The organism is Sinorhizobium sp. BJ1 (assembly GCF_002531555.1).
Classification (GTDB): domain Bacteria; phylum Pseudomonadota; class Alphaproteobacteria; order Rhizobiales; family Rhizobiaceae; genus Sinorhizobium; species Sinorhizobium fredii_B.
This window is the reverse complement of the sequence record NZ_NWTH01000018.1, coordinates 86884-106756: the sequence shown is the minus strand read 5'-3', so window position 1 is coordinate 106756 and position 19873 is coordinate 86884. Positions and strand designations below refer to the sequence as shown.

18 protein-coding genes are annotated in these 19873 nt (G+C 65.1%); 5 read left to right on the top strand and 13 right to left on the bottom strand.

Annotation, left to right across the window (positions count from 1 at the left end):
* Positions 1-80: 80 nt before the first annotated feature.
* On the bottom strand, positions 81-572 hold the full coding sequence (locus tag CO676_RS21545) for a flavin reductase family protein (protein ID WP_245424390.1): 492 nt from the start codon (positions 570-572) through the stop codon (positions 81-83).
* Positions 573-798: 226 nt separating this feature from the next.
* Here CO676_RS21545 and CO676_RS21540 point away from each other — a divergent pair, with 226 nt between their 5' ends.
* Positions 799-2259 (top strand): FAD/NAD(P)-binding protein, encoded by a 1461-nt coding sequence (locus tag CO676_RS21540; protein WP_097522565.1) that lies wholly within the window; start codon positions 799-801, stop codon positions 2257-2259.
* A 27-nt stretch (positions 2260-2286) separates the two neighbouring features.
* On the opposite strand, the gene CO676_RS21535 is transcribed toward CO676_RS21540, so the two are convergent.
* Genes CO676_RS21535 through CO676_RS21520 form a run of 4 tightly spaced genes read right to left on the bottom strand, consistent with a single transcriptional unit; the run spans position 2287 to position 6172 of the window.
* The gene (locus CO676_RS21535) at positions 2287-3108 is read right to left on the bottom strand and encodes an ATP-binding cassette domain-containing protein (protein WP_097522564.1); all 822 of its coding nucleotides are present in this window, start codon (positions 3106-3108) and stop codon (positions 2287-2289) included.
* 9 nt (positions 3109-3117) lie between these two features.
* On the bottom strand, positions 3118-3954 hold the full coding sequence (locus CO676_RS21530; protein ID WP_097522563.1) for an ABC transporter permease subunit: 837 nt from the start codon (positions 3952-3954) through the stop codon (positions 3118-3120).
* Positions 3955-4012: 58 nt separating this feature from the next.
* Positions 4013-5182: an FMNH2-dependent alkanesulfonate monooxygenase gene (gene ssuD, locus CO676_RS21525; protein ID WP_097522562.1), complete on the bottom strand. Its 1170-nt coding sequence runs from the start codon at positions 5180-5182 to the stop codon at positions 4013-4015.
* Positions 5183-5209: 27 nt separating this feature from the next.
* Positions 5210-6172 carry an aliphatic sulfonate ABC transporter substrate-binding protein gene (locus CO676_RS21520; RefSeq protein ID WP_014765642.1) on the bottom strand — a complete coding sequence of 321 codons (963 nt, stop codon included), beginning with the start codon at positions 6170-6172 and terminating at the stop codon, positions 5210-5212.
* Between the two features lie 299 nt (positions 6173-6471).
* Between CO676_RS21520 and CO676_RS21515 the strand changes: the two genes are divergently transcribed.
* Positions 6472-9033 carry an FAD-dependent oxidoreductase gene (locus CO676_RS21515; RefSeq protein WP_014765643.1) on the top strand — a complete coding sequence of 854 codons (2562 nt, stop codon included), beginning with the start codon at positions 6472-6474 and terminating at the stop codon, positions 9031-9033.
* A 272-nt stretch (positions 9034-9305) separates the two neighbouring features.
* Here the strand turns inward: CO676_RS21515 and CO676_RS21510 are convergent, their stop codons facing one another.
* A complete protein-coding gene (locus CO676_RS21510) occupies positions 9306-9764 on the bottom strand; it encodes a cupin domain-containing protein (RefSeq protein ID WP_245424389.1) in 459 nt (152 codons plus the stop codon).
* Between CO676_RS21510 and CO676_RS21505 the strand changes: the two genes are divergently transcribed.
* Complete coding sequence (locus CO676_RS21505; RefSeq protein ID WP_245424388.1) at positions 9750-10118, top strand: DUF1194 domain-containing protein; 369 nt, start codon at positions 9750-9752, stop codon at positions 10116-10118. The two genes, CO676_RS21510 and CO676_RS21505, sit on opposite strands and share 15 nt — an antisense overlap.
* A 73-nt stretch (positions 10119-10191) precedes the next feature.
* Here the strand turns inward: CO676_RS21505 and CO676_RS21500 are convergent, their stop codons facing one another.
* From CO676_RS21500 to paaN, 7 genes are all read right to left on the bottom strand, one after another.
* Positions 10192-12252, bottom strand: coding sequence for a 3-hydroxyacyl-CoA dehydrogenase NAD-binding domain-containing protein (locus CO676_RS21500; protein WP_097522561.1), 2061 nt, complete (start codon positions 12250-12252; stop codon positions 10192-10194).
* A gap of 3 nt (positions 12253-12255) precedes the next feature.
* Complete coding sequence (locus tag CO676_RS21495) at positions 12256-12957, bottom strand: ABC transporter ATP-binding protein (RefSeq protein ID WP_097522560.1); 702 nt, start codon at positions 12955-12957, stop codon at positions 12256-12258.
* Positions 12944-13729 carry an ABC transporter ATP-binding protein gene (locus tag CO676_RS21490; protein ID WP_097522559.1) on the bottom strand — a complete coding sequence of 262 codons (786 nt, stop codon included), beginning with the start codon at positions 13727-13729 and terminating at the stop codon, positions 12944-12946. Before CO676_RS21490 ends, CO676_RS21495 begins: the two co-directional genes overlap by 14 nt.
* Positions 13726-14682, bottom strand: a complete 957-nt coding sequence (locus CO676_RS21485) for a branched-chain amino acid ABC transporter permease (RefSeq protein ID WP_097522558.1) — start codon at positions 14680-14682, stop codon at positions 13726-13728. The genes CO676_RS21490 and CO676_RS21485 overlap by 4 nt, the downstream gene beginning before the upstream one ends.
* Positions 14683-14684: 2 nt before the next feature.
* Positions 14685-15557 (bottom strand): branched-chain amino acid ABC transporter permease, encoded by an 873-nt coding sequence (locus CO676_RS21480; RefSeq protein WP_014765649.1) that lies wholly within the window; start codon positions 15555-15557, stop codon positions 14685-14687.
* A gap of 72 nt (positions 15558-15629) precedes the next feature.
* The gene (locus tag CO676_RS21475; protein ID WP_097522557.1) at positions 15630-16775 is read right to left on the bottom strand and encodes an ABC transporter substrate-binding protein; all 1146 of its coding nucleotides are present in this window, start codon (positions 16773-16775) and stop codon (positions 15630-15632) included.
* 61 nt (positions 16776-16836) lie between these two features.
* Positions 16837-18498, bottom strand: coding sequence for a phenylacetic acid degradation protein PaaN (gene paaN, locus CO676_RS21470; RefSeq protein WP_097522556.1), 1662 nt, complete (start codon positions 18496-18498; stop codon positions 16837-16839).
* Between the two features lie 100 nt (positions 18499-18598).
* Here paaN and paaG point away from each other — a divergent pair, with 100 nt between their 5' ends.
* Together paaG and paaI are read left to right on the top strand one after the other, a co-directional pair.
* Positions 18599-19390 carry a 2-(1,2-epoxy-1,2-dihydrophenyl)acetyl-CoA isomerase PaaG gene (gene paaG / locus CO676_RS21465; RefSeq protein WP_097522555.1) on the top strand — a complete coding sequence of 264 codons (792 nt, stop codon included), beginning with the start codon at positions 18599-18601 and terminating at the stop codon, positions 19388-19390.
* Complete coding sequence (gene paaI, locus CO676_RS21460; RefSeq protein ID WP_014765653.1) at positions 19387-19845, top strand: hydroxyphenylacetyl-CoA thioesterase PaaI; 459 nt, start codon at positions 19387-19389, stop codon at positions 19843-19845. Before paaG ends, paaI begins: the two co-directional genes overlap by 4 nt.
* The last annotated feature ends 28 nt before the right edge of the window (positions 19846-19873 follow it).

The window sequence follows — 19873 nt, the reverse complement described above, 5'->3', positions numbered from 1 at the left end:
AGTGTCGCCGCATTCGGCCCATTCGTCAATAATTTCCATATAAACTATACAGTACCCCCTGGGGATTCCTTCGTCCATCTCTAACCGGAAAGCGCAAAATAACGGCCTTCGCGGTAGATCAGGGACCCGCCCCCACCGGCGCGGATGCCGACCACACGCCCGAGCACGATCACGTGGCTGTGCCGCACGATGGCTTCCTCCACCTCGCAGTCGACGGCCGCCACCGCATCCTGAAGGACCGGCGCGCCGCTGGCAAGGCGGGTCCATTCGGCGCCGCGGTAGCGATCGGGTCCCTTAAGCCCGCCGCGACCGGCGAACTGGTTGGCAAGCACTTCGTGGTGGGCGCCGGCGATATTGACGCAGAAATGGCCGAAGCGTTCGACGACCGGCCAGGTCGAGGACGTGCCATTGAGGGACACGAGCATCCGCGGCGGCTCGACGGAAAGGGCGGTCGCCGACGTGACGGTGGCGCCGGTCCGCGCCTCGCCCTCTCCTGCGGTTATGATGCTGACGCCGCCGCCCAAGGAGCGCAAGGCCGCCTTCAAACCGTCCGCATCGGCCGGCCGGTTCATGGAACGGCTGGTCGCTCCCTCGACATCGAAGGCACCTCCTGAAGGCTGAACCGACATCCCGTTTCTCCTCTTCTCGGCAAAATCCAGGGCTTCCCGATTGGTAACAGCGGCGGGTCGGCCCCCATAGACATCCAATTTCTTTGTCTATATAGTTTATAGAAAATATATCCACCGCATGCCGCAAGGAACACTTCGAAGCCGCCCGTCGAGCCGAAAGGAGATCGGAATGCTGAGAATAACCCTGCCGTTGCAGAACGACGTCGCGCCGGTACCGACCATCAGCCGAGTCGCTATTATCGGCGGAGGCTTCACCGGAGCCACGATCGCCCGCCTTCTCGCGCTGCACGGGCAATACTGCCCTCACGAGATCGTCGTCTTCGAGCCCCGCACCGATCTCGGCGGCGGCTTGGCCTATGATACCGATGATCCGTCGCTGCGCCTCAATGTCGCGGCCCACCGAATGCGGGCGGTGCCGGGCGATCCGCAAGCCTTTGTCCGTTGGCTGTCCCGCTCGGGTCGACTTGAGCGGGACCCGGGTGCCGTGGCGAATGGGGCGATCTATGCGCGAAGAGCCGATTTCGCGGCGTTCATGGCCGGACAGCTCCAGCCCGTTCTCGACAGCGGAACCGTCCGGCATGTGCGCGAGCGCGTCGAGCGCATTTGCCGCCGGTACGGCCGCTGGCAGATCGAGGCAGATGGGGGCGCATCGTTGCAGGCCGATGTCGTCGTGATCGCGACCGGCCATCCGCCGCCGATGCCGCCAGGCGAGCTTGTCTGCCATCTTCGCGATGATCCTCGCTTCATACGGGACCTTTCGCGGCCTGGTGCGCTCCAGGCGATAGGGCAGGACGACAAAGTCTTCGTCGTCGGTGCCGGCCTGACGGCGCTCGACGCCACGGCAGCATTGCGCCATCGCCGGCATCGCGCCGCAATCACGCTCCTTTCGCGAACAGGACATCTGCCGCAGCCCCAGGCCGCTGGCGACTTCGCGCCGCATGGCGACTTCCTTATCGGCGTTCCGAACACCGCCCTTTCGCTTCTCAAGCAGGTGCGCTTCGCCCTCAAGGAGGTGACGGAAGGTGGCCTGCCCTGGCAGAGCGTCTTCGAGGCCTTGCGACATCAGGGACAGGGCATCTGGCGAACATTACCGCTTGATGAACAGCGCCGCGTCCTCCGTCATCTTCGCCGGCGCTTTGAAGCGCATCGGTTTCGCATGTCGCCGCAGATCGCCGAACTTGTCGACAGCGAAAGGTCGGCGGGCCGCCTCCGGACCTGTGCGGGACGGATCATTGCCGTCCGGCCCGGCCCGGCGGAAATCGCCATCGACATTGCGGTGAAGCCGCACGGGACAGTCGAGCGCCATACTGCGCAGTGGGTCATCGCGGCGACCGGACCCGACCAGGGCAACGTGATTGGTAGCCAGAGCTGTCTTGCCGGGCTGGAACGCCTCGGCCTTCTCGCCAAGGACCCGCGCGGGCTCGGCATCGCGTCCGATTACGACAGCCGGGCTCTGGCGCGGGACGGCTATCCGGTGGAGGATCTGTTCGTCGCCGGACCGCTGGCGCGCGGGACTTTCGGCGAACTCACCGGTGTTCCGGAGATCGCGGCCCAGGCAGAGAGAATTGTCCAGCAGATCCTGGCGATGAGTTTCGCCACGACGCGGACGATCACGATCCGGTCGATGTGATCGGACGCACGCGAGCTTGGGACGTGTTCAATCCGCTCCGAGGATCGCGTTCAGCAGACGGCGCTCGAAGCCGGCGAGATCCGGATCGCCGTGGCGACGTGGATGCGCGGCCGGAATTTCGAGATCGAGCGCTACCTTGCCGCCGTCCAGCACGATCACCCGGTCGGCCAGATGCACCGCCTCGCCGACATCGTGGGTCACGAGTATCGCCGTGAATCCAAGCTCCCGCCAGACGCGGCTGACGAGCTGCTGCATGGTGATGCGCGTCAACGCGTCGAGCGCTCCGAGAGGTTCGTCGAATACTAGAAGGCCGGGTCGGCTGACGAGCGCGCGAGCGAGCGCCACGCGCTGCCGCTGCCCGCCGGAGAGGCGCGCCGGCCATTGATCCGCCTTGTCGAGCAACTGAACGTCGTCCAGCACCAGCAGCGCTTTCACGCGCGCCGTGTTCTCATCGATGTCTTGGCCGAGGCCGACCGCCACATTGTCGACCACCCTCGCCCAGGGAAGCAGCCGAGGCTCCTGGAAGACGATGCGCGCATTGGCCCCTACCGGGTCTCCCGATCGGTCGGCGAAACGGAGGGAGCCGGATGTTGGGCGGTCCAGCCCGACAAGCAGGCGCAACAAGGTACTCTTGCCGCAGCCGCTCTTGCCGACGATCGCCAGGAACTGGCCGGCCGGGACGTCGAGGTCGATGCCGCGAAGGACACGATTTTGGGCGAAGGACTGCTCGATCCGCCGCAGCTCGATCGAGACCGCTTCGGTCGCTTCTACGGAGACCGTTTGCCGATGTTCGCCCAGGGGCTCGGCAGTGCCTGGACGCGGGGCGGACCTGCTGACGTAGGCGCTCATTGTGGCCTCCTATTTGTTATAGACCGGGTTCCAGGACAAGGCATGGCGCTCCATGACCCTCGCAATCACATCGGCGAGCTTGCCGAGCGCCGCGTAGATGAGCAGCGACAGGACCACCACATCCGTCATCATGAATTCGCGCGCCTGGTTCGCCATATGGCCGATCCCGGAAGACGCCGCGATCGACTCCGAGACGATGAGTGTCAGCCACATGATCCCAAGCGCGTAGCGCAGCCCAACGAATATCGAAGGCAGGGCACCGGGCAGGATGACCTTCCTGAACAGCGTCCAACCGTTCATTCCGTAGATTCGGCCCATCTCGATGAGCTCGCGATCGACGTTCCGTACACCATGAAAGGTGTTGAGATAGATTGGAAAAAGCACGCCCAAAGACGTCAGGAAAAGCTTCGATTCCTCGCCAATCCCGAACCAGAGGATCACCAGCGGGATCATCGCCAGATGCGGAATGGTCCTGAGCATCTGCAGCGAGGTGTCCGTCAATTGCTCGGAAAGCTTGGAGATGCCGTTCGCAATGCCGAGCACGAGACCGATTGATCCGCCGACGACAAGGCCAGCCAGCGCGCGCGACCCTGAAACCGCCACGTTGTGCACCAGCGCGCCGGACAGCAATTGGTCAATGAAGGCAACGGTCACATCCGTCGGCGCCGGCATGACCCGCGTCGAAATCCAGCCGACCGACGAGAATATCTGCCACACCAGAAGCAAGAGGATCGGCACGGCGTAGGGCAAGAACCCCTTCAGTCGGATTTGCCGAGCCGAGAGTGCCGGCAGGATCCAGCTCCTCCCCTGCTGCGGGCGATCGCTCGCAACATCGTATGTGGTCATATCCTTCTCCTTCTCGATTGGCGGGGGCCGCGGACCCCGCACAGATTCACCGTTTGGATCAAGAACCCGCGACGACCCGCAGATTGCCGCCGTGTCCGCCGCCAGCGAAAAGCGGCGGCTCGCCGAAGGAAGAGCGGATCTGGTTGCGCGGCCCCTTGAGACCGATTTCGGGGAAGAGCAGTTCAGAAACGCGATAGGCCTCCTCGAGATGCGGATAGCCGGAGGCGATCACCGTATCGATGCCGAGTTCCTGGTACTCCCTGAGGCGTGCGGCCACGGTCTTTGGCGAGCCGACGAGCGCGGTCCCCGCCCCCGAGCGAACGAGTCCGATGCCGGCCCAAAGGTTCGGCGATACCTCGAGCCTGTCGCGCCGGCCGCCGTGAAGTGCTGCCATGCGCGCCTGACCGACGGAATCGGAATTCTTCGCAAATCCCTGCTGGGCGGCGGCGATCGTTTCGTCCGAGAGCTTGGAGATCAGCCGGTCGGCGGCGGCCCAGGCCTCTTCGTCAGTCTCGCGCACGATGAAATGCAGGCGAATGCCGAAGGTCACTGCACGGCCCTTGTCGGCAGCGGCCTTGCGGACCGTGGCGATCTTGTCGGCGACCTCGGCCGGCGTCTCGCCCCAGGTCAGGTACTTGTCGACGACGCCCGTCGAAAATTCGATCGCGGCATCCGATGATCCGCCGAAATAGAGGGGCGGACGCGGCTGCTGCACCGGCGGGAAACCGAGCTGCGCGTCATGCGCCTTGATGTATCTGCCGTCGAGATGCGCCTTGCCCGTCTCGAGGAGCTGATTGAAGACCTGGAAGAACTCCTCCGCGTGCGCATAACGTTCGTCATGCGGCAGGAAGACGCCGTCGCCGGCAAGCTCCTTGGCGCTTCCTCCCGCGACGATGTTGAGGAGCAGGCGCCCCTTCGAGACCCGGTCCAACGTCGCGGTGAGGCGCGCGTAATAGGCGGGCGATGCGATGCCCGGGCGGATGGCCACGAGGAACTTCAGCTTCTCCGTGAAGGCCGCGAGGTGCGCTGCAAGAATGAAGGATTCCTCGCAGGCCGACCCGGTCGGGATGAGCACGCCGGAATAGCCCAGCCGGTCTGCCGCCGTGGCGATCTCGCGAAAATACCCGACATCTGGGGGGCGGCTCAGATCATCGGAGCCGAGATAGGCTCCATCGCCGGAGGTCGGAATGAACCAGAGGAAATCGAGTGGCTTGTCTTTATTCGTCACGGTCTGTTCCTTTCATTGCGCCGCGTTTCAGCTGGCCTTGGGCCGCCAGGCGAAGTCGGCGATCGTCAGCGTCTTCGGCAGGATGCCGAGGCCATGGAATTCGTTCGCCAGAGCCTGCTGGTAGGTCAGTGCGTCGTCCGACAGGGTCGCCACCTTGCTGAGGTCGGCCCCCTTTCGCGTCAGGATCGTTCGGGTGAGCTCGACGGGAATGCCGGTGATCTCCGAAAGCGCCGGAACGGTTTCATTGAGATTGGCCTGCGCCCAGGCGCCGACCTTGGCCAGTTCGTCGATCACATCGGCGATGACCTCCGGCTGGGAGGCGGTGAAATCTCCATTGCCGAAGAAGAAGCTCCAGCTGTCCACAATGCCTTCCGCCGTTGTCAGGACCCGTGTCTGAGGGTCCGCTTCGGCAACGGCAAAATAGGGATCCCATATCGCCCAGGCGTCGATACCTCCCGTCTTGAAGGCGGCCGCTGCATCCGGCGGCGCGAGATCGGCAGCCTCGATGTCGTCGGTGGTCAGGCCAGCCTTGCGCAGCGCCTTGACGGTGAAGTTATGGGCGCTGGAGCCGCGCTTGAAGGCGACTTTCTTCCCCTTCAGGTCCTGAAGCGTCGCGATCCGCGAATCCTTCGGGACGAGAATGGCGGAGCCCGACGCCGTGCCCTTGTAGCTTCCGACATACAGAAGATTGGCCCCGGCCGCCTGCGCAAAGAGCGGCGGAACGTCTCCGGTCGGACCGAACTCCAGCGAACCGGCGCCGAGCGCCTCGAGGAGCGGTGGACCCGAGGTGAACTCAGCCCAGCTCACGCTCAAGCCATGCTCCGTAAGCCGCTTCTCGAGCGCGCCGGTGCGCTTCGCCAATGCCAGGACGCCGTTCTTCTGCCAGCCGATGCGGAATTCGTTGGCCGCCCGTACCGGCCGGATGCTCGGCGCGCTCAAGGCCGCGGCGGTAGCGCCGATGAGTGCGAGGGTCTGTCTGCGCGTGATCATTTTTCCACCCCTGTCTGGTCGCTGAATGCGATGCAGTCCGAGAGGATGATAAGATAGTCTATAAATTTACTAAGGAATTTTATTCCAAAGAGTTCGAGCCCGGCGGAGAAAATCGTTACGGACGGACAAGGGATGCGAATGGCTTCCTGCCGAAGGCATCAGCCCACTAGTCACCGCTGCTGCCATCCGCTACGGCATGGCTCTGGTCGTGCAGCACGATGATTATGTCGTAGACAGGCTCAAGTCGCGCCGCTGCAAAATCTAATATCCGGCTTCCATACCAACTAGGGTCGCAAGCAATGGCAGAGTTTCCGCAAAGGGCGAAGGTCGTAATCATCGGTCTGGGTGGCATCGTTGGCGCATCGATCGCCCATCACCTGATCGAGCGTGGATGGGACGATATCGTCGGCATCGACAAGTCCGGCATCCCGACCGACATTGGCTCGACGGCGCATGCCTCCGACTTCTGCTACACGACCAGCCACGACTATCTATCGGTCTGGACGACGCAATACTCGATCGACTTCTTCGAGAAGATGGGCCACTACGCCCGCATCGGCGGCCTGGAAGTCGCACGCACCGGCGACGACGTCTGGATGGAGGAGATCAAGCGCAAGCTTTCCTCCGCCAAGGCCTTCGGCACCCGCGCGCACTATGTCTCGCCGGCCGAAATCAAGAAGATGTTCCCGCTGATCGAGGAAGATCAGGTCATGGGCGGCATGTTCGATCCGGACGCCGGCCTGGTCATCCCGCGCTCGCAGACGGTTGCCGGCAAGCTGGTCGATGCGGCGGAAAAGTCCGGCAAGCTGCAGGTCTTCGGCAATACGCCGGCAACTTCGCTCCTCGTCGAGAACGGTCGCATCAAGGGTGTCGTCACGCATCGCGGCACGATCATGGCCGACCATGTCATCGTCTGCGCCGGCATCTGGGGCCGCTTGATCGCCGAAATGGTCGGCGAAGACCTGCCGGTCATGCCGGTCGACCATCCGCTCACCTTCTTCGGCCCGTACAACGAATTCGAAGGCACCGGCAAGGAAATCGGCTTCCCGCTGCTGCGCGACCAGGGCAACTCGGCCTATATGCGCGACACCGGCGACCCGAAGACCACCGAAGGCGGCCAGATAGAGTGGGGCTACTACGAGGCCACCAATCCGCGCCTCTGCCATCCGCGCGACATTCTCGAAAAGCACGAGGCACGCCTGTCGCCCTCGCAGCGCGACCTTGAGATGGAGCAGATCATCGAACCGCTCGAGCGCGCCATGGAACTGACGCCGATCCTCGGTGAGCTTGGCTATAACGAGGGCCACTCCTTTAACGGCCTGCTGCAGGTATCGGCCGCCGGCGGCCCCTCCTGCGGCGAGAGCCAGAAGGTACGCGGTCTCTGGTACTGCGTCGCCATCTGGGTGAAGGACGGCCCGGGCTACGGCAAGCTGATCGCCGACTGGATGACGGACGGGCGCACCGAGATCGACCATGCCTCGATCGACTACGCCCGCTTCTACCCGCACCAGCTCGAAGAGAAGTTCATCGAGAACCGCTGCTTCGAGGCGGCGCAGAAGATCTACTTCCCGGCCGTGCATACGCGTGAGCCCTATGCGAGCAGCCGCAACGTCAAGCGCTCGCCCTTCTACGAGCGCGAGAAGGAACTCGGCGGCTACTTCATGGAACTCGGCGGCTGGGAGCGCGCACATGGCTATGCCGCCAACGAGCACCTCTTGGAAAAATACGGCAACCGCGTTCCGATGCGCGAAAACGAGTGGGACAACCGCCATTTCTGGCGCGTCTCCAACGCCGAACATCTGGCGATGAGCGAGGATTGCGGCATCGTCAACCTCTCGCACTTCCACATGGTCGACATCGAAGGTCCGGACCACGTCGAGCTTCTCGAGTGGCTTTGCGCCGCCAAGATCGGCGGAGACGGCAATATCGGCAAGGGCATCTACACCCACTTCCTTGATGACGAGGGCATGGTGCGGGCCGACTTCACCGTCTTCCGCATGGCCGACCGCTGCCGTCTCGTAAACGGCGCCGATGCCGGCCCGCGCGACTTCCACTACATGCGCCGTGTCGCGGAAGACCGCGGCCTCGACGTCACCATCACAGACGTATCGGAGAAGTTCATCACCATCGGCATCTGGGGCCCCAATGCCCGCGAAACGCTGAAGAAGGTGGTTGCCGATCCGGCCGGCCTCGATCCGCAGAACTTCCCCTTCGCCTCGATCCAGCAGATCGAGATCGCCGGCAAGCCGGTCTCCGCCTTCCGCATCTCCTATGTCGGCGAGCAGGGCTGGGAATTGCACATGAAGTACGAGGACGGCCTGGCCGTCTGGGATGCGCTGCGCGCCACGGGCGTCATGGCCTTCGGCGTCGAGACCTATGCGAACTCGCGCCGCATGGAAAAGAGCCTGCGCCTCCAGAACGCGGATCTTCTCACCCAGTACAACCTCATCGAGGCCGACCTTGCCCGTCCTAAGGTCAAGGAAGCGGACTTCCGCGGCAAGGCGAAGCATCTGGAGTACAAGGCACGCGAGCACCAGCCCGCCATGCTCTGCACGCTCGTCATGACCGAGAACACCGACAGGAACGGCGTGAAGCGCTACCCGGTCGGCAACCTGCCGGTCATGGACCCGGGGAGCGGCGAGGTGCTGATAGACGAACTCGGCCGCCGCTCCTACACCACCTCGATCGCCTACGGTCCGACGATCGGCAAGAACATTGCGCTCGCCTATCTGCCCTGGTCCCATTGCCAGGTCGGCCGCAAGCTGCAGGTCGAGTATTTCGGTGAGACCTACCCGGTCGAGGTCGCAGGCGTCGGCTACAAGCCGCTCTACGACCCGGAAAACCTCAAGCCGCGCAGCTGAGGGGCAGAAGGCCTCTTCTTCGCAATGATGACAAGCGAGCCTGCTCCGACCGAGCAGGCTCGCTTTTTGGTGGAGACTGCGCCGCGTGGGCCGATCGGAACGACGATCCTATTGAGAGCGTTCAGATCGGACCGTCGGTCGCCGCAGTCATTTCTCGGGCTCGGCTGAACTTCGTGCCGCGTCGGCTTCGCCAAGTGCAGTGGGCCCTCTCCTTCCGGCCCCGCCTTCATGCGGAGCGGGTTCGAGATGCGCGGTTTCGGCGAACCCCCGCCTTATCGGGTTCCGGCGCCGATCAGCACGAAGGCGACCGTCGCCGGCTCACTGTTCGGGTTGCGCCAGGCGTGGCGCGTGCCGTGCTGAACCAAGCTGTCCCCGGCGCCGAGGTTCACCGTTGCGCCGTCATCGAGTTCAAGGGTGATCTTGCCGCTGAGTACGATGCCATAATCCATGGTCGGCGTGGTGTGCATGCCGGGATTGTCCATCTCGAAGGTTTGGGCGATGCCCGGCGCGGCGGCCGCGTGCTCCGGACCCGCAAGGTCGGGCCTGAAATCCGGCGACATCATCACGGCATCCGGCGGGAAGGTGACGATGAGGAAGGTCGAGCCGCCGGCGGGCTGCAGCAGTGTTCCGTCGCTCGCCATTGGGTCCGTGCCGTCATATGGCAGGGACGGAACGCCGGCAGTCGTCCAGATCGGAGCGGAGACGAAGCCGGGTGTGTGCTTGAGCGTCACGGACCCTATAATGCCGGGGTACCGGCGCCGGTTGCCCGGAACAGTACCGTCGCCCAAGGGATCGTCATCGACGGACTCGCGATCATGTTGAGTGACACGCAGGCTTCGGCTTCGATCCCGGACCTCGATAGCTATTACAAAGAATGCGTCATCGGCGGAGAAGGGGCGTTCGTCATGAAGGTGTCCGAGGCCAGCCAATTCTCCGCCGCCATTCTTGCCAAGCTGACGAACGAGATCTCCGGGCTGAAGGTCAGCGTTAGACAACGCCGCCCCGGACTGAGACCTGCCGGATATGCGCAATCCCACAATTGCTTCATCGGCGAGGAACTCCAGGAGCGTTCCATCGGACGATAGATTCTACAGCAGTCCGTTGTCGTTCATGCAGGTCCTCTCCCCAGACCACCTGCGCGGATTTCGGCGACAGCGCTCAGCGAGAGGCATCGGAGAAGCCGCCGTGCCGGGCAGCCTCGAGCAAAAGGTCGCAAGGCGGATCGGCTAGTCCTTCGGTCGCAAGCGTGTTCAGCGCCTCAACGACCTTATCAAGGCCCTGCGCCTGCGCATAGTGCATCGGCCCACCCCGCCAGCGCGGAAAACCGTAGCCGTGGATCTTCACCAGGTCGATATCGGATGCCCTGAGGGCGGTGCCGTCCGCAAGGATACTTGCCCCCTCGTTGATCATCGGCAAAAGGATGCAGTCGGCGATTGCGTCCTCGTCCCAGTCCAGCCGGGGCCAGTCCTTCGCCTCCTCCGCGATGATCGCCGCGACCGTTTCCGAAAGCCGCGGCGTCCGGTCGCCGGGCGGGTAGTCATACCAGCCGCCGCCGCTCTTCTGGCCGAAGCGCTCGATCGCGCAAAGGCGATCGGCGATCGGTGCGAAGGGCGTCTCGCCGCGCGCGCGAGCGGCCTTGCGTTGGAACGCGGCGATGTCGAGTCCGCCGAGATCCTGCGCCTCGAAGGGTCCCATCGGCAGGCCGAAGGCGCGCATGGCGGCGTCGACGGCCGGAGGCGTGGCGCCCGAAAGCAAGAGCCGCTCGGCCTGAGCCCGCGTCACCTTGAGGATGCGGTTGCCGATGAACCCGTCGCAAATGCCGGCGCGCACCGGAATCTTGTTCAGCATCCGCGCCAGCGCGAAGCCGGCCGCAACCACCTCTGGAGCCGACGCCCGCGTCGGTATGATTTCCAGGAGCTTCATCATCTGCGCCGGGCTGAAGAAATGAAGGCCCAAGAAGCGCTCCGGCCGACGGATGCCCTCCGCAATCCGTTCGGGATCGAGATAGGAGGTGTTCGTGGCGAGGATCGCATTATCGCGGCAGGCGGCGGCAAGACGCGCGAAGACGTCGCGCTTCACGTCCAGATCTTCAAAAACGGCCTCGATGACCAGATCGACATCGGAAAGCGCCGCATAATCCGTCGTGCCGGTGATCCCCGCCATCCGCTCGGCGGCCGCGTCGGTGGAGATGCGGCCGCGCTTTGCAGCGCTATGGAAGATAGCGCGCAGGTTGGCGAGCCCCCGTTCGACAGCGCCATCGTCGCGCTCGACCAGAATGACCGGCAGGCTGGCATCGCGCAGCGCCGCGGCAATGCCGGCGCCCATTGTGCCACCGCCGATCACCGCCGCCGAACGGATCGTCCATGGTGTGACACCGGCAAGCTCCGGCGGACGCGTCGCTGCGCGCTCGGCGAAGAACACATGGCGGAGCGCTGCGGCCTGCGGCGAACCGCGCAGCGCCAAGAAGGTTTCGCGCTCGAAGGCGATCGCCGTCTCGAAGTCTGCCTCCGCCGCGCGGCGCACGCAGGCGAGCGCGCTCAGCGGCGCCTCCTCGCGTTTCGCGCGGGCAGCCACCGTCTTTGCCGCGGCTTCCCAGAAGCCTTCCGCGACTGCCGCGACGGGGCGATCGCGGAGCGCGTCCGGCAAGGGCCGATCGAGAGCAGCGCGTGCGGATGCCACGGCGCCAGCGACGAGATCGTCCTCGATCACCGCGTCGATCAGCCCAGCCTCGTGGGCCTTGCGCGCCCCAACCGGCGTTCCGGTCGTCACCATGTCGACGGCCGTTTCGACACCGGCGAGCCGCGGCAAGCGGACGGTTCCGCCGGCGCCCGGCACGATGCCGAGGCGGACTTCCGGCAGGCCGACGCTGGCCGAGGAAACCGCCACACGAAAGCGGCAGCCGAGCGTCACCTCGAAGCCGCCACCAAGCGCGCTGCCATGGATCGCCGCAATCCAGGGCTTGGCAGCCCGCTCGATCCGCGCGACGAGGTCGGGCAGGTGCGGCGGCATCGGCGGCTTGCCGAATTCGCCGACATCGGCACCGGCGATAAAGGTGCGCCCGGCACAGGCAAGCACCACAGCCTTCACCGACGGATCGGCGTCGAGCGCCTCGGCGGCGTCGAAGAGCCCCTGGCGCAGCGCCTGCGACAACGCATTGACCGGCGGGTTATTGACGGTGACGACGGCGATCTCGCCTTGGCGTTCGATGCTGACGGTCATGGCTTAGATTCCCAGGTAGGCTTCGCGAATTCCTTCATCGGCGATGAGTTCACCGGCCGGGCCGGCCATGGTGATCCGCCCGGTCTCCATCACATAGCCGCGGTCCGCGATCGACAAGGCGCCGAAGGCGTTCTGCTCGACGAGGAGAACGGTGACGTCGAGCGCCCGCAGGCCTTTGACGACGTCGAAGATCTGCTGCACCAGGATTGGCGCCAGCCCCATGCTCGGCTCGTCGAGCAGCAGGCAGGAGGGCCGCCCCATCAGCGCACGGGCGATCGCCAGCATCTGCTGCTGGCCGCCCGAGAGCCCGCCTGCGGCGAGATTGCGCTTTTCCTTCAGCACCGGGAACAGGGCGAAGGCATCCTCCATGTCGCGCTCCACCCTCGCGTCGGAGAAGAGATAGGCGCCGAGGCGGAGATTTTCCTCGACCGTCAGGTTGGTGAAGATCTGCCGGCCTTCCGGCGATTGTGCCAGGCCCCGCTCTAGGCGGCGATAGGCGGGCACCGCTGTCAGCGCCTCGCCTCGAAAGAGGATCGACCCGCCGGAGACCGGCTGGATGCCGGAGAGGCAACGTAAGAGCGTCGTCTTGCCGGCGCCATTGGCGCCGACCACCGCGACGATCTCACCCGAGCCGATCTCGAGGTCGATGCCGTGCAGGACCTCGATGCGCCCGTAGCGCGAGCGCAATCCCTCAACCGTGAGCATCGGCCGCCTCCCTCGCTTGCGGCCCGAGATAGGCCGCGATGACGCGCGGATCGCGCGACACCTTCGTCGGCGCGCCTTCGGCAATCTTCTCGCCATGATCCAGAACGACGATGTGGTTGGAGATGCGCATCACCATCTTCATGTCATGCTCGACGAGAAGGATCGCCACCCCTTCGGCCGCGACTTCGGCGATCAGCCGGTCGATCTCCTCCGTCTCGACCGCATTGCAGCCGGCCGCTGGTTCATCGAGGAGAAGGACGCTCGGTTTCAGCGCCAGCGCGCGGGCGATCTCGAGACGCTTCAGCGCGCCGTAGGAGAGCGAGCCCGCCTCCTGGGCCTCAGCGCGGCCGAGACCCACTCGCTCGAGCAGCAGGCGCGCACTGGATTCTGCCTCGCGGGCGCGGCGGCGCGAAGACGGCAGGCTGAAGAGATCGGCGAGAACCGGCCCCTTCTCATGCAGATGATGCCCGGCGATTGCATTCTCCAGCACGGTCATCGCCTGGAATATCTGCAGATTCTGGAAGGTGCGGGAAAGTCCACGGCGGGCGAGCAGATGCGGCTCCATGCCGGTCACGTCCTCGCCGGCAAGCTTCACGCGCCCCTGCCCGGGCCGATAGACGCCGGAGATCATGTTGAAGAGCGTCGTCTTGCCGGCGCCGTTCGGTCCGATCACCGAGACGATCTCGCCGGCGCCGAGAGAAAAGCTGACATCGTGGACGGCACGCAGGCCGCCGAAATCGATGCCCAGACCTTCAACCTGAAGCAGGCTCATTCTCCCCTCCCCCGGATTCTGCGCGAGAGACTCGGCAGCAGGCCATCACGCATGAAGATCATCACCAGCATCATGACGAGGCCGAGCATGACCTGCTCGTATTCCTGGAACACGGTCAGGACCTGCGGCAGCGTCGTCAGGATCATCGCGCCGCTGATCGCGCCGATCACCGATCCGGCGCCGCCGAGGACGGTCATCGTGACCAGTTCGATCGAATGCATGTAGCCCGCCACATCCGGCGTGATGAACTTGTTCTGCAGTGCCAGCAGCGAGCCTGAAAGGGAGGCGTAGACCGCCGAGATGACGAAGGCCTGCAGCTTGAAGCGCGCCACGTCGACACCGACAGTGCGGGCCGCAACTTCCGATCCGTGAAGCGCGCGCAGGGCCCGACCCGTGGGGCTGTGATAGAGGTTCAATGCCAGCCAGGCGCCGATCACCAGGATACCCCCCGAAAACGCGTACCAGAACGCGGAATTCGAGAGATCGAGACCCGCCGATTTGAGCAACGCTCTGAGCCCCGGATCGGGTACTGTCATGCCGTCCGGACCGCCGGTGACCTGCGCCTCGTTGGCGAGTACCATGGATACCAGCGCGCCGAAGCCGAGGCTTGCCACGGCCAGGTAATAGCCCTTCAGACGCAGGATCGGCCGCCCGACGAGCCAGGCGAGACCGCCCGAGAGCGCCGCTCCGACGACGGCCGCCGCAAGCGGGTTGAGACCGAGATGAACCGGCGCCAGCGCGCAGGCATAGGCGCCGATGCCGACGAAACCGGCGTGGCCGAGGCTGATCTGGCCGGCATAACCGGTGAGGACGACAAGCCCGGTCACCGCCAGCCCGTTGACGAAGATCAGCGAACCGACGCGGAAATAATAGGACGAGGGAAAAAACAGGGGCGCCAGTGCGATCAGTGCGGCAAGCACGAGCAAAGTCGTTGTCTTTGAAGAGAGCCGCATGGTCACACCCGATCCGTCGATTTCCGGCCGAAGAGCCCCTGCGGCATGGCGAATAGCACCGCGAGGATGATGACGAAGGCGGCGGCGTCCTTGTATTGCGAGCTCAGATAACCGGCGGTCAGCGCCTCGAGGACGCCGAGCAGCAGGCCGCCCACCAGCGCGCCCTTGGGATTGCCCATGCCGCCGAGCATGGCCGCGGCGAAGCCCTTCAGCGCAAGTGCGATGCCGATGTCGTAGCCGGTGAGTGTGATCGGCGTGACGAGAACGCCGGCAAGCGCGCCGATTGCCGCCGAAAGCGCGAAGCTCAGCGTCATCACGTATTTGGTGTTGATGCCCACCAGCTGCGCGGCGATGCGATTGTTGGCGGTGGCGAGCACCGCCCGGCCGGTCAACGTCCGGGTGAAGAACAGCCAGAGGCCGACGAAGACCGCCAGCGCCCCGGCGATCACCCAGAGACTCTGCGGCAGGATCGTCGCGCCCACGATCTGGATGGGCGTGTCGCCGGAAAAGGCCGGAAAGCGGTGGAGCTGCTTGTCGAAGGCGATCTGCGTCACGCCACGGATGAGAATCGAGGCACCGATGGTGATGATGATCAGCGAGACGACCGGTGCGCCGCGCGCCGGCTCGATGGCGAGCTTGTTGAGCGCCACGCCGATCGCCGCCGTGGCGATGATCGCGAGAAGTGCCGCGAGCGGCAGCGGCAGCCCCGCCTCGAAGGCGAACACCGTGAACATGCCGCCGAGCATGACGAACTCGCCCTGGGCGAAATTCACGACATCGGACGCGTTGTAGATGATGGTGAAGCCGAGGGCGACCAGCGCATAGACCGCCCCGACCGTCACTCCGGACAACAGAAATTGCATGAGTTCGGGCATGGATGCCTCCGCTACCGTGCGCCAGCGATCACCCGGGCGCGCCTGGCGCGCCCGGCGCTTGACCGATCGGACCTATTCGACCAGCTTCCAGCCACCGTCCTTGATCTCGAGCATCCGGAAGGCGCTGAGATCGAGGCCGAGGTGATCCTCCGCCGACATGGTGACGGTGCCCGTGGTGCCGACAAGGCCCGATGTGCCTTCGATCGCGTCGCGGATCGCCTGCGGTTCCGCTTCGCCGGCGCGATTGAGCGCATCGACGAGGATACGCAGCGCGTCATGCGCGTAGCCGCCGAAGGTGGAAACCGGCTTGCCCGTCGCCTTCTCGTAGCTTTCCTTATAGGCGGTGACGACCGGGCGCTGCGGATCGCTTTCCGGGAGCAGTTTCGCGACCAGCAGCGCCGTGCCCGGCAAGCGGATGCCCTCGGCCGCCGAGGCGCCGGCGAGTTCGATGAAGGCATCGGAGGCAACCCCGTGCGACTGATAGAAGGGCAGCCCGACGGCGAGCTGCTGGTAGTTGCGGGTGACAATCGCCGGCCCTTGGCCAAATCCGGCATTGAGGACCGCCTGCACGCCTTCCTTCCCCTTGATGTTGGTAAGCTGCGGCGTCATGTCGGCGTCGCTCGGCCCATAGGTTTCGTCGGCCAGCACCTCGATGCCGTAGTCGCCGACGATCTGCAGGCACTGCTTGTGCATCGATGCGCCGAAGCCGTCGGAGCCGGAGATCATGCCGATCTTGGTGAGGCCGCGGGCCTTCATGTCCTCGAAGATCTTGGCGCAGGCCATGCGGTCGGTGTGCGGTGTCTTGAAGGTATAGGGGCGGACCGGATCGATGATCTCGATCGCGCCGGCGAGCGAGATGAAGGGGATCTCCGCGTCTTCGAAGACCTGCAGGATCGCCATGGAGGTGCCGGTCGTCGTGCCGCCGATCACGGCGACGACCTCATCGTCCTCGACAAGACGGGTGGCGAACGTGCGCGCCTTGTTGGGGTCGCCGCCATCGTCATAGACGATCAGTTCGATCTTCTCGCCGAGGACGCCGCCCGCGGCATTGATCTCCTCGACCAGCATCTTCAGCGTCTTCGCCTCCGGATCGCCGAGGAAGGCGGCGGGGCCCGTCTCCGAGAGTGTCGCGCCAATGCGGATATCGGCCATCGCCGGAGCCGTAAGCCCGAGAATAAGCGCCAGCGTTCCAAATGCGGTGGTGGTGTGCAGTCTCATGTCGGCATCTCCTCCCAAGAGTGCAGGTATTGGACCAATGCAGGTTTAAGATCGGCGCCGCCTACGCCGCCATTGGCCGGCGCCACATCGCCACGCGGAAGCGGCCAGCGACAAAGGCCGTGTCTGTCAGGCAGGCGTTGCCGGCCGGATTGGCGCCGGTGACGTGGAAATCGCTGAAGGCGGCGCTCTGATTGACGAAAATGCCGCCGGTCAGATTGACGGACAGGTTCACCCCGGCCGCCGCAAACGCATCAGCCGCCTCGACAATGCGCGTCTCATCGGTGTCGTAGAGCGCTGCGGTGATTGCGCCCTTGCGGCGGGCAAGCTCGGCTGCATGGGCAATGCCCTGGGCAGCATCGTCCACCGCGACGACGAAAGCGATCGGTCCGAAGCACTCCTCCTCATGCGCAGAGGTTTGATCGCCTTCTACCGCCAGGATCATCGGAGTCGCGGTTCGTGCCCCCTCGACTCCCACAAGCGGCGTGGAGTTGCGCACCAGCCGTCCAAGGCCGCGCCCAGCCTCGATCCGCAGAAGCGTCGCGGGATTGGCGATGGCGCCGCAGACGCCGGCGGCACGCGCCGGATCGGCGAGCAGCGCATCGACCGCCGCGGCGATGCCGGCCGCAACCGCATCGAAGCTCTTCGGCCCCTCATTGGTTTCGATTCCGCCACGGGGCGCGTAGATGTTCTGCGGCGCGGTGCACATCTGGCCGCTGTAGAGCGACAGCGAAAAGGCGATATTGGCGCACATGCCGGCAAAATCGTCTGTCGCGGCGATGACGATCGAGTTGACGCCGGCCTCCTCGGTATAGACCTCGCGGCTTGCCGCGTTTTTGCGGACCCATTCGCCAAAAGCGTTGGAGCCGGTGTAGTCGACGATCGCCACCTCCTGATGCTGCACGAGTTCGCGGGTGATCTCCGCGCCGGGCTCGTCGGCGGCAAGCAGGACTACGTCGGCGGGAAAGCCGTCCTCGGCAAGGACTTCGCGCGCCACCAGAACTGTAAGGGCGAGCGGCAGAATGGCGCCCGGATGCGGCTTGACGATCACCGTATTGCCGGTGGCAAGGCTGGCAAACAGGCCCGGATAGCTGTTCCAGGTCGGGAAGGTCTGGCAGCCGATGACGAGCGACACGCCGCGCGGTACGATGCGCCAGTGCTTCTCGAGCACGATCGGCTCGCCCTTGCCCTGCGGCTTGGCCCAGACGGCGCCCGCGGGTGTGCGCGTCATCTCCGCCCAGGCATAGGCGACGGCTTCGAGGCCGCGATCCTGCGCATGCGGGCCGCCGGCCTGGAAGGCCATGGCAAAGGCCTGGCCAGTCGTATGCATGACGGCATTGGCCATCTCGAAGCTGATGCGGTTGAGCCGCGCCAGAATCTCCAGGCAGACGCCCACCCGCACCTCGGGCGAGGCATTGGCCCAGGCGTGCGCCGCGCCCTGAGAGGCGGCGACGAGGGTCGCGGCTCCGGCGGCCGGATAGGTAATGCCGAGTGTGGGGCCATAGGGCGAGATTTCGGCCCCGACCGTTCCGTTCCCAGGATGGCCGGGCAGTGCGAAGGGCTTGCCAAGACGGCCGCGATAGGCGGCGAGGCCGTCCTCCTTGGCGGTTTCGCCATAGATCTTGCCGCTCGGAACCTCGGGATAGGCGGACCAGTAGCCGCGATCCTGCGCCGCCTGCAAGGCTGCGCCGAGCACCGTGCGATGCCGATCGAATAGCTGGCCCATGTCCATTCCTCCCTGCTGTTGCGTTTATCATTGACTGACCGGTCGGTTTATGCAAGTGTTTTTTTAAGCCACCAAATGGAGGTGGCGCGAGGGAGGAACCATGTCCGAATCCGACACCGTTCTATCGGCGCTTGAGGGCGGCGTGCTGCGCCTGACGCTCAACCGCCCCGACAAGCTGAACGCCTTCAACGAGGAAATGCATCTGTCGCTGCGCGCCGGCTTCGAACGCGCCCATTCGGACGAGAACGTGCGCGCCGTTCTCTTGACGGGCGCCGGGCGTGGTTTCTGCGCCGGCCAGGACCTCGGCGACCGCGACCCGCGCAAGGGCGGTACGCCAGACCTCGGCCAGACGATCGAGACCTTCTACAACCCGCTTCTGCGGCTGATCCGCAGCCTCGATAAGCCGGTCGTCTGTGCCGTCAACGGGGTTGCCGCCGGCGCCGGTGCCAACATCGCCTTTGCCTGCGACATCACGCTTGCCGCCCGCTCCGCCCGTTTCATCCAGGCCTTCGCGAAGATCGGCCTGGTCCCCGATTCCGGCGGCACCTGGAGCCTGCCGCGGCTCCTCGGCGAGGCCCGCGCCAAGGCGCTGGCGCTGACGGCCGAGCCGCTCGACGCGGAGACGGCCGCAAACTGGGGCTTGATCTGGCGCGCCGTCGAAGACGCAGCGCTGATGGAAGAGGCGTCCGCCCTCGCCGCGCGGCTTGCGGCCGGGCCGACCAAGGGGCTCGGCATGACGAAACGTGCGATCCAGGCGGCAGCCACCAATTCCTTCGACGAACAGCTCGTGCTCGAACGCGACCTGCAGCGCGAAGCCGGCAGGAGCGCCGACTATGCCGAGGGTGTGGCGGCCTTCCTCGAGAAGCGCAAACCGGAGTTCAAGGGCCGATGATGCACGCGGCAAGACTGAACGCCGATGAACTGGCCAATGCCTGCGCTCGCGTCATGTGGGACGACGATCAGGCCTCCCAGCGGCTCGGCATGACGCTCGATCAGATCGCACCGGGTACGGCAACAATCTCGATGGCGATCACCCCGGAGATGACCAACGGCCACGGCACCTGCCACGGCGGCTACATCTTTACGCTCGCAGATTCCGCCTTCGCCTTCGCCTGCAACAGCTACAACCAGCGCGCCGTCGCCCAGCACTGCTCGGTGACCTACATCGCTCCGGCCTTCGAGGGCGACCGATTGACGGCGATGGCCAGCGAAATCTCGCGGCGCGGTAGAGGCGGCATCTACGATATCCGCATCACCAACCAGCGCGGCGAACACGTCGCCGAGTTCCGTGGCCATTCGCGCACCGTCAAGGGCACCCACCTGCCGCAGCCGGACGGTGAATCATAGGCGTGATGGCTGCCGCAACGCTTTGAAA

Bases quoted from the DNA above. Each gene is read 5' to 3' on its own strand.
- CO676_RS21500 (WP_097522561.1), bottom strand. From the start codon at position 12,252: ATGACCGTCAGCATCGAACGCCAAGGCGAGATCGCCGTCGTCACCGTC.
- CO676_RS21495 (WP_097522560.1), bottom strand. From the start codon at position 12,957: ATGCTCACGGTTGAGGGATTGCGCTCGCGCTACGGGCGCATCGAGGTC.
- CO676_RS21540 (WP_097522565.1), top strand. From the start codon at position 799: ATGCTGAGAATAACCCTGCCGTTGCAGAACGACGTCGCGCCGGTACCG.
- CO676_RS21530 (WP_097522563.1), bottom strand. From the start codon at position 3,954: ATGACCACATACGATGTTGCGAGCGATCGCCCGCAGCAGGGGAGGAGC.
- CO676_RS21515 (WP_014765643.1), top strand. From the start codon at position 6,472: ATGGCAGAGTTTCCGCAAAGGGCGAAGGTCGTAATCATCGGTCTGGGT.
- CO676_RS21535 (WP_097522564.1), bottom strand. From the start codon at position 3,108: ATGAGCGCCTACGTCAGCAGGTCCGCCCCGCGTCCAGGCACTGCCGAG.
- CO676_RS21475 (WP_097522557.1), bottom strand. From the start codon at position 16,775: ATGAGACTGCACACCACCACCGCATTTGGAACGCTGGCGCTTATTCTC.
- CO676_RS21490 (WP_097522559.1), bottom strand. From the start codon at position 13,729: ATGAGCCTGCTTCAGGTTGAAGGTCTGGGCATCGATTTCGGCGGCCTG.
- CO676_RS21485 (WP_097522558.1), bottom strand. From the start codon at position 14,682: ATGCGGCTCTCTTCAAAGACAACGACTTTGCTCGTGCTTGCCGCACTG.
- CO676_RS21520 (WP_014765642.1), bottom strand. From the start codon at position 6,172: ATGATCACGCGCAGACAGACCCTCGCACTCATCGGCGCTACCGCCGCG.
- paaN (WP_097522556.1), bottom strand. From the start codon at position 18,498: ATGGGCCAGCTATTCGATCGGCATCGCACGGTGCTCGGCGCAGCCTTG.
- CO676_RS21480 (WP_014765649.1), bottom strand. From the start codon at position 15,557: ATGCCCGAACTCATGCAATTTCTGTTGTCCGGAGTGACGGTCGGGGCG.
- paaG (WP_097522555.1), top strand. From the start codon at position 18,599: ATGTCCGAATCCGACACCGTTCTATCGGCGCTTGAGGGCGGCGTGCTG.
- paaI (WP_014765653.1), top strand. From the start codon at position 19,387: ATGATGCACGCGGCAAGACTGAACGCCGATGAACTGGCCAATGCCTGC.
- CO676_RS21545 (WP_245424390.1), bottom strand. From the start codon at position 572: ATGAACCGGCCGGCCGATGCGGACGGTTTGAAGGCGGCCTTGCGCTCC.